We start from the raw sequence: 13,327 nt of genomic DNA, 5'->3' as shown, positions 1-13,327 counted from the left end.
GCCTGTTTCCGGCGTTCCTTCTTTCGCAGAAAACCTCCCCCTCAAGCCGGTTTTCCTGTTTCTCGTTTTATCGCTTCAAATTATGACAGATTTTACCGCGATTGGCTAGGGCTTATTCCGGCGCAGCGGACAAAAATCCGCTTGCGAATAACGCCGTTAATGCCGCCAAAAGCGCCGGAGCCTCTTTCCCCGATATATGCAGTGTCAATTTTGTCCCTTGCGTTGCCGACAGCGTCAGCAATCCCAGCACCGAACGCCCGTCTACTTTGTAACCGTCGCGTTCCACATACAAAACCGCCTCCGGAAAACGCTGCACCTCCGCCACGATCTGCGCGGCCGTGCGGGCATGCAGGCCTTTTTCATTCGTCACGGTAACGGATTGTGTCAAAATTTTCGGCGGCGCGGGCATGGGGAAAATCAGCCGACTTCTTTTTGTTCCAGCAATGATGTCGCGGCATGGATATATTTCCGTCCGGCTTCCTGCGCTTTTTGTGCCACGGTCTGTAAATCATGGCCGGTTTGACCGCGCACGGTCAAAAGCTCGATCAACAGCGGCAAATTCACGCCCGTCAAAGCCTCGACATTTTCATCCTGCGCGACGGAAATGGCGATATTGGACGGCGTGCCGCCGAACAGATCGGTCAGAACGATCACACCGTCACCGCCATCGGCGCGGCGGACTTTTTTCAGCAATTCCTGCCGTTTTTCCTCAATATTGTCTTTTTCGGCGATGCAAACCGTCTCAATCCCCTCCTGTTTGCCGGAAATCTGTTCGGCAACATTCAGGAACTCTTCTGCCAATTTTCCATGGGTAACGATAACGAGACCGATCATAAAACTTGCGCCTTTTTGATTTATGCGTTGTAAAAGGCATATTACTGCGTTTTTTTGTGTATTTGCAAGCTTGAAAAAATGCGGGAATCATATACTTTAGTAACCGAATTTGATAAAGATAAGGCGAGTAGCAAATCGTGAGTGTCAAAACCGGAACAAAAAAAGGGGGGAAACCATCCTTGAAGAGTGCAGCCAAAAAATCCCCAAAGAAATCTGCGAAGAAGGAAAGCCTGCCCGCCGCGCAGCTTATGACCTTCTTCCGCGAGATGCTTTTGATCCGCCGTTTCGAAGAAAAATCCGGCCAGCTTTACGGCATGGGTCTGATTGGCGGTTTCTGCCATCTTTATATCGGGCAGGAGGCCGTCGTTGTCGGCGTACAATCCGCCCTGAAAGACATTGACACTGTCATCACCGCCTATCGCGACCACGGCCATATGCTGGCCTGCGGTATGGATCCGAAAGGCGTCATGGCCGAGCTGACAGGCCGCGCCACAGGTTATTCCAAAGGGAAGGGCGGCTCGATGCATATGTTCAGCCGCGAAAAGAATTTCTACGGCGGTCACGGCATCGTCGGTGCCACCGCGCCGCTGGGCACAGGTCTGGCTTTTGCGCATAAATACCGTAAAGACGGCGGCATCACCACCTGTTATTACGGCGACGGCGCCGCAAATCAGGGTCAGGTTTATGAAGCTTATAATATGGCCGCCCTATGGAAGCTTCCGGTGATCTTCGTCATCGAAAACAACAAATATGCGATGGGCACCAGCCAGCAACGCGCCGCCGCAGGTGAATTATATAAACGCGGCGAGGGCTACGGCATTCCCGGCAAAAAAGTCGACGGTATGGATGTCACCACCGTTTATGAAGAGGCGCAAAAAGCCGCCGATTACGTCCGCGACGGCAACGGCCCGATGATTTTGGAATTCGATACCTATCGTTACCGCGGTCACTCGATGTCCGATCCGGCCAAATACCGTACAAAGGAAGAGGTACAATCCGTCCGCGCCGAAAGCGATGCGATTGAAGGCATCAAAAAACTGCTGCTGGATGACGGCACCTATTCCGAAGATGATATCAAAACGGTGGAGAAAGAGATCAAATCCATCGTCAACGAAGCCGCGGAATTCGCACAACAAAGTCCCGAACCCGACCCGTCGGAACTGTGGACGGATATCGTACTTTAAAAAACACTGCTCTTTAAAAAGGTATTTGCCATGACGATCGACATTCTCATGCCCGCACTTTCCCCGACCATGACGGAAGGCAAGCTTGCCAAATGGCATGTTGCCGCAGGGGACGAGGTTTCCGCGGGCGATGTTCTTGCTGAAATCGAAACCGACAAGGCCACGATGGAGGTTGAAGCCGTTGACGAAGGCAAAATCGGGAAAATCCTGATTGCCGAAGGCACGGATAATGTCGCGGTCAATACGCCGATTGCCGTCCTTCTGGAAGAAGGCGAAAGTGAAAGCGATATCGGTGCAGCCCCCGCCGCTGCACCTGCACCTGTCGAAGCCTGTGCGGTTGAAAAACAGATGGAGCGTCCGGCTGAACCGGAACGCCCCGGCGCACCCGCAACCGCCGCCGCCCCTGCCAGCGACGAAGATAAATTCTTTGCCGATACCGTCACACTGACGGTGCGCGAAGCTCTGCGCGATGCCATGGCTGAAGAAATGCGCCGCGACCCGGACGTTTTCGTGATGGGTGAGGAAGTCGCCGAATATCAGGGCGCCTATAAAGTCACACAAGGTCTGTTGCAGGAATTCGGTGCCGACCGCGTCGTTGATACGCCGATTACCGAAATGGGATTTGCCGGCGTCGGCGTCGGCGCGGCTTATTCCGGATTAAAACCGATTGTCGAATTCATGACCTTCAACTTCGCCATGCAGGGGATTGACCACATCATCAACTCCGCTGCGAAAACGCTTTATATGGCAGGCGGTCAGCTCGGCTGCCCGATTGTCTTCCGCGGCCCGAACGGTGCCGCCGCCCGTGTCGGCGCACAGCATTCGCAATGCTATGCCAGCTGGTATGCGCATGTACCAGGTCTGAAAGTCGTTGCCCCTTACTCCGCCGCAGATGCCAAAGGCTTGCTGAAAGCCGCCATCCGTGACCCGAATCCGGTTGTCGTGCTGGAAAATGAAATCATGTATGGCAAAAGCTTCGAGGTTCCGACTTCCGAAGATTACGTCATTCCGATCGGCAAGGCCAAAATCGAACGCGAAGGCACAGATGTCACGCTGGTCTCCTTCTCGATCTCCGTCGGGCGTGCTTTGGAAGCCGCCGATGCGCTGGCGGAACAAGGTATCTCTGCCGAGGTCATCAATCTGCGCACATTGCGTCCGCTGGATACGGAAACCATCCTGAACAGCGTCCGCAAAACCAACCGCCTTGTCTCTATTGAAGAAGGCTGGCCCGTCGCAGGAATGGGGTCGGAATTCGCCGCCATTATCATGGAACAGGCTTTTGACGATCTCGATGCACCGGTTCTGCGTGTCCACGGCGCGGATGTGCCGATGCCCTATGCGGAAAATCTCGAGAAGATGGCGCTGCCGCAAATCGAGGAGATTATCAACGCAGCAAAGAAGGTGTGCTATGCCGGTTAAAATCTTAATGCCCGCCTTGTCGCCGACGATGACGGAAGGCAAACTTGCCAAATGGCTAAAAGCCGAAGGGGACGAGATTGTCTCCGGCGATATCATTGCCGAAATCGAAACCGATAAGGCGACAATGGAAGTCGAAGCCGTTGATGAAGGCGTATTGGCGAAAATCGTTATTCCCGAAGGCACGGATCATGTGCCGGTCAATGATCTGATTGCCGTGCTGCTGGAAGAAGGCGAAGATGACGGCGCCGTTGAAAAACTGCTGGCAGGCGGCAATGACAATGCCACCGCACCCGCCGCAAAAGAAGCGGTCAAAGCGGACGCACCGAAAGCCGCCCCTGTGGCAGCACCTGCGCCTGCACCCACCGCCGCGCCCGCGCCAATTCCCGCAACCTCCGCCTCCCGCATTCTCGCCAGCCCGCTGGCAAAACGTCTGGCGGAACAAGCCGGATTAAACCTTGCCAATATTCAGGGCAGCGGTCCGAACGGACGCATTGTCAAAGCCGATATCGAAAACGCCAAAACAGGCGGCACGGCACAGAAATCCGCCGCCGCACCACAAAGCGCGACTTTCGCCCCCGCAAGCTCCGGCCCCGATGCCGCCGTGCTTGCCGAAATGCTCGGCATTCCGCATCATCTACAGGAAAATTCGGGTATGCGCAAAACCATTGCCCGCCGCTTGCTGGAATCAAAACAAACCGTACCGCATTATTATCTGACGGTGGATTGCGTGCTGGATAAACTGCTCGATCTGCGCAAACAAATCAATAACGGCGCAGACGGGCTGTTCAAACTCTCGGTCAATGACTTTATCGTCAAAGCCACCGCGCTGGCGCTGAAAAAAGTGCCTGCCGTCAATACCTCATGGACGGATAATGCGCTGGTCATTTATGACCGCGCCGATGTCTCCGTCGCCGTTGCCATCCCCGACGGGCTGATTACGCCGATCGTGAAGGATGCCGATAACAAAAGCCTGAAAGCCATTTCCGCCGAGGTCAAAGACCTCGCCGCCCGTGCCAAAGACGGCAAGCTGAAACCCGAGGAATATCAGGGCGGCACGATCTCCGTCTCCAATCTCGGTATGTTCGGTATCAAGGAATTCGTTGCCATCATCAACCCGCCGCAATCCTGTATTCTGGCGGTCGGCGCAGGCGATAAACGCCCGATCGTGAAAGATGGTGCCCTTGCCATCGGCACGGTGATGACAGCCACCGCCTCTTTCGACCACCGCGCCGTTGACGGCGCCGTCGGCGCGCAATTCCTTGAAGCCTTCAAGAATTTGATCGAAAACCCGCTGACGATGCTGGCGTAACAGCTGGCCTAACAAAGGATAAAGACGATGGATTTCAACCCGCATATCATGCGCGATATTTTCGACAAAGCCGCCGCCCTCCACAACGGCGACAAAGACAAGGCCAGCGAGTGGATGACCAGCCCCAATGCCGATTTCAACGGCTACGCCCCTTTAAATATCTGCAAACCCTATGAAGGCGCGGTCAAAGTCGATCAATATCTGACCCATAAACTCGCGCAGAAGAATAATCGCTAATTTTCGTTACAACGCGTACAGCGTCATTCTGAACTTGCTTGCAAGCTACTCCCTAAAACAGCATTATTAACAACATTCTCTCCTATCAAAATTCGTATATTATCAGAAGTTGATGGCCAATATTGATGCTTATATTTTTTCGGATACACGCTAATTCTTGATATAGAATCAACGTCAGTACTGAGATACTGAGAAAAATCGTGAATATTGTGTTCCTTGCAAAAGCTAGCAGTACCCTCGTCTTGATAATAAAGTATCCAAGCAAGGGGAAAGTACTTCATTATAAAAAGAACATGTCGGGGCGCTCTCTTGGGAGCAGCCATAATAAAATCCGGTTTCACAATTACGCTATCATACGGGTGCAGCCAGAAACCTACCTTTAAGTTACCCGGCAACCCACTTATTGTATTGAGAATATAATGTTGTAAATCCCTATGCGAAGCATCAATACAACCACGAGAGCCCGTTAAGAAAGCACCGACCAGCGAACGAGCTATCAAGTTCGGTTTACAGTCAATCCCCCAAGAATAGTTAGGGAGATATTTAAATAAGTGTATTTTACTTCGTAACGTACGAGAGAAAGACGCCAGCTCTTTATCAAAAGGGTCACCCAACTTACCATTACAGCTTTTACACAATGTATAAAAATGAATGCCATTTTGTAGGTTGTACTTCCCCTCTCCCCAAAAATAGTGGCTAACACCACGCCCTCTTTTATTCTGTTCAACGCAAGATTTCGGCGGCACATGTGCTTGGCTCATTTTTAGTTTACTATTACAAAGATTGCAGTTAGCGTCCTCTCCTTTCGTTCCAAAAACTTGCACTTTGCTTTTTACCTTCATATTATCACCAGCCTTGCCAAGTCCCACTTACTTTACCCATCCTGCCTATTAATATCAGCCTCATAAGTTCCCATCGTGCGAATACTGCTGGCAAAAAAGGCCATTTCCTCCAGCGCATATTGGAAACGCTGTTCCTTCGGATGCGCCTCGACCTCGCAATAGAATTGCGTGGCAACAAAATTGCCCTTCATCATATAGCTTTCCAGCTTCGTCATATTGATGCCCGCCGTGGCAAATCCACCAAGCGATTTATATAGCGCCGCAGGCCAGTTCCGCACCTCGAAAATCAGGGAGGTAATATAACGCCCGTCCTCGCTATATTCCGTCACCTTCGCATTTTTTGACAGCAGGATAAAACGCGTGGTGTTATAAGGCTCGTCCTCGATATTTTCCGCCAGTACCTCCAGCCCGTAAATCTCCCCCGCCAGTGCGGAGGCAATCGCAGCGGAATCCTTATTGCCGTCTTCCGCCACTTTCTGTGCGGAACGGGCGGTATCGCCATAGACAATCTCTTCCGCCCCCAGCGGCTTGGTGAATTTACGGCATTGCGGCAGTGCATGGACATGGCTGAAAATACGGGTAATATCTTCCAGCTTCGCACCCTTCACCCCCAGCAGACAGTGATGGATCGGCATAAAATATTCTTTTTGAATGTAAAAATCGCGGTTTGGCAGTAAATGATGGATATCGGCAACACGTCCGGCGATCGCATTATCAATCGGAATCATCGCGTAATCAGCCTCTCCCTCCTCCAGCGCATCAAAGGCATCGGAAAAACTGTTACAGGGCAGCGGCTCATAATCCGGCGCGGCGGCGCGGCAGGCCATATCGGAATAAGCGCCCGGGCAGCCTTGATAGGCGACTTTTTTCTTTTCTGCTGACATTATTTTTTAAGTCCTTCGCTCTTACATTATCAGTCGTTTTAATTTAAACAGAGAGAAGCAAAAACAAAAGCCGGAAAGAGTTTTATAATGGAAAAACCCCTTGTCACCATCGGCACGCGCGGCAGCCGCCTTGCCCTGATCCAGACCCATATGGTCGCTGATGCTTTGCGCGCCGCCCATCCTTCTCTGGCGGCAGAGAGCGCAATCGCCATCGAAATCATCACCACCAGCGGCGATAAAATTCAGGACCGCAGCCTGCTGGAAGCCGGCGGCAAGGGATTATTCATCAAGGAAATCGAGGAAGCGCTTTTCGCAGGCCGTATCGATATGGCGGTACATTCCATGAAAGATGTCCCCGCCTTTCTGCCGGATGAAGGCGAAATGGCTTGTATCCTGCCGCGCGAAGATGCGCATGATGCGTTCCTGTCGGTCAAATACGCCTCGCTTGAGGACCTGCCTAAAGGTGCGACGCTTGGCACGGCAGGTGTCCGCCGCAAGGCTTTTGCGCTGGCAAAACGCCCTGATTTAAATGTCGTGCTGTTCCGCGGCAATGTCGAAACCCGCCTGCAAAAACTGCGCGACGGCGTGGCGGATGCAACCTTTTTGGCCGTCGCAGGCTTAAACCGCCTTGGCCTGACCGATGAGATTACCGCTGTGATGGATGCCGATGACATGCTGCCCGCCGCAGGGCAGGGCGCAGTCGGCGTTGAAATCCGCAAAGGGGATACGCGCTGCCGTGATCTGCTTGCCCCCGTCAACTGCCCCGTGACGGCACTTTGCGTCGCGGCGGAGCGCGGCTTTATCGCCGCCCTCGACGGCTCCTGCAAAACCCCGATTGCCGCCCATGCGGTCTATAATGAACAGGAAGAAAAATTGACATTGGAAGGCGCGCTTGCCACCGAAAACGGCGAAATGCTCTGGCATGCCGCCGTCACAAAACCCGTACAAAAGACCGATGACGGCACGGCGAGCGCCATCGGTGACAAGCTGGGGCGCGATATCCGCGCCGAAGTCCCGCAGGATATTCTGGATCAACTGATGGGGCGGGTCGCGTGACGGCTATACGTACACCGACCATTCTGATTACCCGCCCTGCACAGCAGGCTGCGGCACTTGCCGGTGAACTGCAAAGACGCGGTTTTGAAACTTTTTCCGAACCGATGCTGGAAATCCGTCCGGTTTCACACCAATTACCAAAAGACGTACAGGCGGATGCACTGATTTTCACCAGCGCGCGCGCCGCCGCCCATTGGCAGGATATTCCTCCTGAACTGTTGCAAAAACCGGTCTATACCGTCGGCGAAAAAACCGCAGCCGCTTTGAAAAAAAAAGGATTCCGCAATATCGCCGCCACAGCAGCTTCCGCAACAGCGTTAGAGGCTGTTTTTAAAAGAGAATCCGCCCAAAACACCCTGCCTGAAAACATGCTGCATATCTGCGGCAGGGACCGCGCCCATCATTTTGACGTGAAAAACACCAAAATCACGACTTTTACGGTTTATTCCGCCGTACGTGCCGAAAACTTTACAAAAAATTTACAATCCCTCCTGCATAATGAAAAGATAGCTTGTGTGTTATTTTATTCCGTACGTACGGCTGAGAACTTTATCCGTCTGTCAAAAAACTATGAGCTGACGGAAAAATATGGTCAAATAACAGCAATATGTATCAGCACACGTACGGCGCAGGCGATAAAAGACGTACAGTGGGGAAATATCCTCACAGCGGAAAAACCCGACCATGCACATATGTTGCATTGCATTGAACAGCAATTCAGATAAAACGGAAACACATCCCTATGATCAAAAAGAGCTCTCCCCTCTCCGCCGAAGAAATTATCAACCGTTTCGGCGGTATCCGCCCGCTTGCGAAAAAAATGGGGCTGACCCCCAGCACCGTACAGGGCTGGAAACAGCGTGACAGTATTCCGGATAACCGTCTGGAACAGCTGACCGCACTGGCAGAGGACGAGGGGATTGATATCTACGAATCCGCAGCGGAACAGCAATCCGGCAATGAAACCGGAAATATGGCGATCAGCTCCACCACAAGCCAGACCGTCAGCGGCGCAACACCGTCCCCCGCGACAGCGGTGCATGGCAATGAGAAAGCCGTCCGCTATCTTGAAAGCGGCAATGATATCATCATCCCTGATGACCGCCGCGAAGACCGTAACCCCAATGGCCGCCGCTCCGCCAAGGAGCGCCGCTCGGGGCAGGACCGCCGTAAAGGATTGGACCCGAATTACAAAGGCCCGGAACGCCGCGCAGGCGTCCAGCGCCGGACAGGTGTTGACCGCCGCGCCTTTATGGATCGCCGCCGCCGTCAGGTCGTCTGGCAGACAAAATGGAATTTCGTTGAACGGACGATTATGACCGCCTCCGTTCTTTACATGCTGATTGCAACCGCCTTTATTTTTATGATGAAGCCGGAATATGATTCTTTGCAGGAACGCGCACATCGTGTTGCCGCAATTGAAAAACGCCTGAATGATCTCGGCATCGCCTTAACAGATGTTCAACGCGGCAATGCCATTAATTCCCCGTCTTATGCCGGTCTTCTGCATCAGAAACTGGAAAAACTGGAAAACCGCACGGACACGATTTCCAGAACCGTCGGTGCGATCGGCAAAATCGGCGGCGCAACAATCGGCAGCCGTATTGAAAGACTTGAAAGCCAGTATTCCAGCCTGAACGGTTTAATGGACCGTATCGACAGCATGACCGGCTCCGGCAAAAAAGAGAATGTCAATGAATCGGTGAAAAACCTGCAAGGCGTTATTCAACATATGCAAGGTGATGTGAACAGGCTGGATGATGCTGTTGCCGATGCCCGCGAAAAAAATGAAGAACTCGCAAGACTGCTGCAGGATGTCAGCCGTCAGGATCTGGGTGCGGCCGCAATGCTGCTGGCGCTCGGACAATTCCGTGAAAGCGTCGGCAGCGGTCGTCCTTTCAAAGATGATCTGCAAATCATCCGCGACCTTGTCGGCAATTCTCCGGAGTTATCCGCCGCAATCAATAAAATGGCGCCTTATGCCGAATCCGGTATTCTCACGCCTGATGCACTGCAATCGGAATTCGGCGATTTGGCAACGGATATCGTCGCCGCCGGATTATCGGGAGAAGATTTATCCATCAGCGATCTTGCCGCCCAGCGTTTCAGCAGTCTTGTCACTGTCACCAAAGACGGCGAACGTATCCTGACGCCCAACCATCCCATCACCAATGTCGTCAATACGGCACATGCACAGATTTTAAAAGGTGATGTCCGCGGTGCGGTACAAACCCTGCAAAATCTTGAAGGACCCGCCGGAAAAGCCGCAGAAAAATGGGTACAAAAAGCCCGCGCCGCCCTGCTGGCCGAGGATGCGAATATGAAGATCAGTCAGGATATTCTGCGACGCCTTTCAAACGGCAGCGGAGGACGCGCAGGTTCCGTCTCCATCGACAGCATGGAAAACTTTATTGACCGTAATTTCCTACAGCCTCTCGGCATCCCGAAAGGCGGAAAACCGCTTAATCTGCAATGGGACCCGACAAAAAACCCCAACCAGCAAACCGTCATAGAGTTTGATTAACCGATAAAAAGCGTTTAAAACGTCTATAGAAGGTTTTTAAACAGGCTGGAACAATTATGATACGGGCAATCTGGTTTATATTACGGCTGGGTCTTCTGGTCGCTGCGGTCGGATGGGTGATGGCCCATCCCGGTGATGTCCGTATCGACTGGCAGGATTACACGATTGAAACATCCACACAGTTCCTGCTGTTCTTTATCACTTTTATTGTTGTGCTTTTTGCACTCGGCTACCGTTTTTACCGCGCTTTTATTTCCGTTCCAAAGGCCGTCCGCCATTACCGCGAAGTGCAAAGCCGCGAAAACGGCTATCTTGCCATTACCCGCGGTCTGGCTTCCGTTGCCGCAGGTGACGGCACAGGCGCCGCCAAACAGGCAAAACGCGCAAAGAAACTTCTTCCCGATGCGCCACTGACGGGTTTACTGACCGCACAAGCCGCCTTAATGGCCGGTGACACTGCCGCCGCCAAGCTGGAATTTGAAACCCTGCTGGATGATAAACACGCCTCTTTCTTCGGGATTCGCGGCTTGATGAAACTGGCCGCAAATGAAAATGATTATGCCCGTCTGGTCGAATTGATGCAGCATGCGGAGCTGATCGCCCCGAAACAGCCATGGATCGTTGCACAGCTTTTTGAAAATGAAGCCACGCAGGGGCAATGGCAAAAGGCCGAGCAAAGCCTGTCCAAAGCCGTCCGTCTCGGTGCTATTGACCGCATAGCGGGCGAACATCACCGTCAGGCACTCCTGCTGGCGCGCGCCATGGAAACCGAAGATCAGGACATTCTGCACACGGCAATCAGTCTGGCGAAAAAAGCCTATCGCATCGACCCGTCTTTTGCGCCGGCAGCTGTTTTCTATGCCCGCCTGCTGCTGGAAACCAATAAGCAACGCGCTGCGATCAAAGTGGTCGAGAAAACATGGGAAACGAACCAGCATCCGGATTTACAGGAATTGTGGCATTCCATGACACCGGCGCTGCGCAAGAAAGATGCCAGCGATTTGGACCGCGCAGAAAACCGCTATTACTGGGTACGCCGCTTGTTCAAAAAGGCACCGCATAGCAGCGCTTCCGCTGCCATATTGGGGCGCGCGGCCATGGCTGCGGAAAAATGGGAAGAAGCACGCGGGCTGTTCAAACAATCCGGTGACTACCGCATGCTGGCCAAGCTGGAACTGGTCGATGGCGGTGATGAAGGAAAAGCACGGGAATGGCTGGAAATGGCCGCCGAAACACCCGGAAAACCCGCATGGGTCTGCCGCTCCTGCGGACAGTCCGGCAAAAAATGGAAACCGTTATGCCGCGGTTGCGGTGCGTTTAATACATCTGTCTGGGCGCTTTCCTCCGGCGTGGGCGGACGGCGCAAAAATCCGTCTCCTACCATCAGCATCGACGCTCCCGGCGACGGCATTATTGCCCCGCCGACACCGCAAAGTTCTGGAAAATAATAATTTACTGACATCCCTATGGGAATCTCTTATACTGCTGACACGTAAAAACGTTTCGTAAAAGAGCCTCTTACAGGCAGGCTCTCAAAAAGGAACAGCGGCGCGTCAGCTTTTCGCTTGCGCCGTTTCGCGAGAAAGGCACCCGAATGAGCACGAAAAAACGCGTTTACACGGTTTTGGTGATCGACGGGGGTGGTGTACGCGGGTTAATTCCCGCAAGAATGTTGGAAGAAATCGAAAAAAAGACGGGTAAACATACATCCGAGCTCTTCGATATGATTGCCGTGACCTCGGCAGGCGCACTTGTCGGTGCCAGCCTGACGGTTCCGTCCGCAGATGACCCGAAAAAACCGCGCTATACCGCCAGTGAAGTTCTCCAGACCTTCAAACGCGAAGCGCCGAATATTTTTCCGAATATCAAATTCCGTAATATCAAACATTTCGTTCCCGGTGCGGACGGTTATTATGATGTCGAGAATTTTGAGAAAATTCTGAAAACCCTTTACGGCGAAACAAAAATGGGCGAAAGCCTGACCGATCTGATTGTCACGGCAACGGATATGAAAGCCTATCGCCCGGCCTGGATTCAAAACATCAAAAAACTCTCCGATAAGGACGGCTGGCGCAATATGGATTTGTGGGAAGCAGTGCGCGCAAGCTGCACGGCACCGTCGCTGTTTCAGGCAAAATATACCTATACCGCCCCCAATCCCAATACGCCGGATGTGCGTGAGCGTTATACCTTTTTAGACGGTAATATCTTCAGCGCCTCCGCCCCGCGTTACGCCTATACCAAGGCAAAACAGGCGGCACCGCCGGATGCGGAAATTGTTGTTGTGCATATCGGCACGGCCTTTCAGAAACTCAGCGCGTCTCCGGATGAATTTAATAAAGTGTCACCCATGACACTGCTGAAAGAAACCGTCGGATTGATGATTCATATGAACGGCACTGCCGTATTGGATGATTTAAAATCCGAAATCGGTGACCGCTTGTTCAGTTTTGACCAGTCGATTGACAAATATGCGCCTGATATCAACCCGTCGATTCGTCTGGATGACGCTTCGGAGAAGAACCTGAACGCCCTGCTCGATTATTCCGAGCGTCTGGTTGAGGATTACGGTGATGATCTCGACAGGCTTTGCGAAATTCTGAAAAGCAAAGTCTATGTCGATCAGGCCTATACGCAAAGCCGCGCCGCATTGACGGAGCTGACCGATATCCTGGCCGATACCAAAAACACGAAAGAGCTGAATATCGCCTATACCAAAGTGGTGAAATATTCCAGCGATGTCGATGTCACAGATATCCCCGCGGAAGACCGGGATATTCAGGAACTGGCCAAGAACCTTGAGGAAGACCATTTAAACCAGCTGGACCGGGTTGTCGGCGTCTTGCGTGAAAGAAAACGCTATCAGGAAAAACCGACCAGCAAATTCAAAAACGGGCTGAAAGCGGTCTTTATGCCATGGACATTGTGGAAGAAAAAAGATAAACCTGCCAATGACAATCCTGCCGGAGATACCGCAGAGAACAAGCCGTCTCCGCAGCAGAAAAAAGGCAAGGCTCCGAAGCGCTGATCATACGGCA

13 protein-coding genes are annotated in these 13,327 nt (G+C 52.6%); 9 read left to right on the top strand and 4 right to left on the bottom strand.

All coding sequences use genetic code 11. The annotated features are described in order from the left end of the window. Positions 1–112: 112 nt before the first annotated feature. On the bottom strand, positions 113–409 hold the full coding sequence (locus HND56_00390) for an HPr family phosphocarrier protein (GenBank protein QKK04230.1): 297 nt from the start codon (positions 407–409) through the stop codon (positions 113–115). Positions 410–417: 8 nt separating this feature from the next. Continuing rightward, positions 418–834 (bottom strand): PTS sugar transporter subunit IIA, encoded by a 417-nt coding sequence (locus HND56_00385; protein QKK04229.1) that lies wholly within the window; start codon positions 832–834, stop codon positions 418–420. A 248-nt stretch (positions 835–1,082) separates the two neighbouring features. On the opposite strand from HND56_00385, the gene pdhA reads away from it, so the two are divergent. The 4 genes from pdhA to HND56_00365 are packed head-to-tail and all read left to right on the top strand — an operon-like array spanning position 1,083 to position 4,983. Further along, entirely contained in the window at positions 1,083–2,018 is a 936-nt protein-coding gene (gene pdhA / locus HND56_00380) for a pyruvate dehydrogenase (acetyl-transferring) E1 component subunit alpha (protein ID QKK06510.1), read from the top strand. Between the two features lie 30 nt (positions 2,019–2,048). Then, complete coding sequence (locus HND56_00375) at positions 2,049–3,437, top strand: pyruvate dehydrogenase complex E1 component subunit beta (GenBank protein ID QKK04228.1); 1,389 nt, start codon at positions 2,049–2,051, stop codon at positions 3,435–3,437. Beyond that, on the top strand, positions 3,427–4,746 hold the full coding sequence (locus HND56_00370; protein QKK04227.1) for a pyruvate dehydrogenase complex dihydrolipoamide acetyltransferase: 1,320 nt from the start codon (positions 3,427–3,429) through the stop codon (positions 4,744–4,746). The genes HND56_00375 and HND56_00370 overlap by 11 nt, the downstream gene beginning before the upstream one ends. Before the next feature lie 27 nt (positions 4,747–4,773). Beyond that, positions 4,774–4,983 (top strand): DUF2384 domain-containing protein, encoded by a 210-nt coding sequence (locus HND56_00365; GenBank protein QKK04226.1) that lies wholly within the window; start codon positions 4,774–4,776, stop codon positions 4,981–4,983. 23 nt (positions 4,984–5,006) lie between these two features. Here HND56_00365 and HND56_00360 read toward each other — a convergent pair whose 3' ends face one another. Next, positions 5,007–5,852: a hypothetical protein gene (locus HND56_00360; GenBank protein QKK04225.1), complete on the bottom strand. Its 846-nt coding sequence runs from the start codon at positions 5,850–5,852 to the stop codon at positions 5,007–5,009. 5 nt (positions 5,853–5,857) lie between these two features. Then, entirely contained in the window at positions 5,858–6,709 is an 852-nt protein-coding gene (locus HND56_00355; GenBank protein QKK04224.1) for a prephenate dehydratase, read from the bottom strand. 87 nt (positions 6,710–6,796) lie between these two features. On the opposite strand from HND56_00355, the gene hemC reads away from it, so the two are divergent. The 5 genes from hemC (at position 6,797) to HND56_00330 (ending at position 13,317) form a co-directional block, all read left to right on the top strand. After that, positions 6,797–7,765, top strand: coding sequence for a hydroxymethylbilane synthase (gene hemC, locus HND56_00350; GenBank protein QKK04223.1), 969 nt, complete (start codon positions 6,797–6,799; stop codon positions 7,763–7,765). Next, positions 7,762–8,490 (top strand): uroporphyrinogen-III synthase, encoded by a 729-nt coding sequence (locus HND56_00345; protein QKK04222.1) that lies wholly within the window; start codon positions 7,762–7,764, stop codon positions 8,488–8,490. Before hemC ends, HND56_00345 begins: the two co-directional genes overlap by 4 nt. A 17-nt stretch (positions 8,491–8,507) precedes the next feature. Next, positions 8,508–10,289, top strand: a complete 1,782-nt coding sequence (locus HND56_00340) for a hypothetical protein (GenBank protein ID QKK04221.1) — start codon at positions 8,508–8,510, stop codon at positions 10,287–10,289. A gap of 56 nt (positions 10,290–10,345) precedes the next feature. Then, positions 10,346–11,737, top strand: a complete 1,392-nt coding sequence (locus HND56_00335; GenBank protein QKK04220.1) for a hypothetical protein — start codon at positions 10,346–10,348, stop codon at positions 11,735–11,737. A 146-nt stretch (positions 11,738–11,883) separates the two neighbouring features. Continuing rightward, positions 11,884–13,317 carry a patatin-like phospholipase family protein gene (locus tag HND56_00330; GenBank protein ID QKK04219.1) on the top strand — a complete coding sequence of 478 codons (1,434 nt, stop codon included), beginning with the start codon at positions 11,884–11,886 and terminating at the stop codon, positions 13,315–13,317. The last annotated feature ends 10 nt before the right edge of the window (positions 13,318–13,327 follow it).

The organism is Pseudomonadota bacterium, assembly GCA_013285465.1.
Lineage (GTDB): Bacteria > Pseudomonadota > Alphaproteobacteria > Micavibrionales > CSBR16-224 > CSBR16-224.
This window is presented reverse-complemented; position numbering and strand designations above follow the sequence as displayed.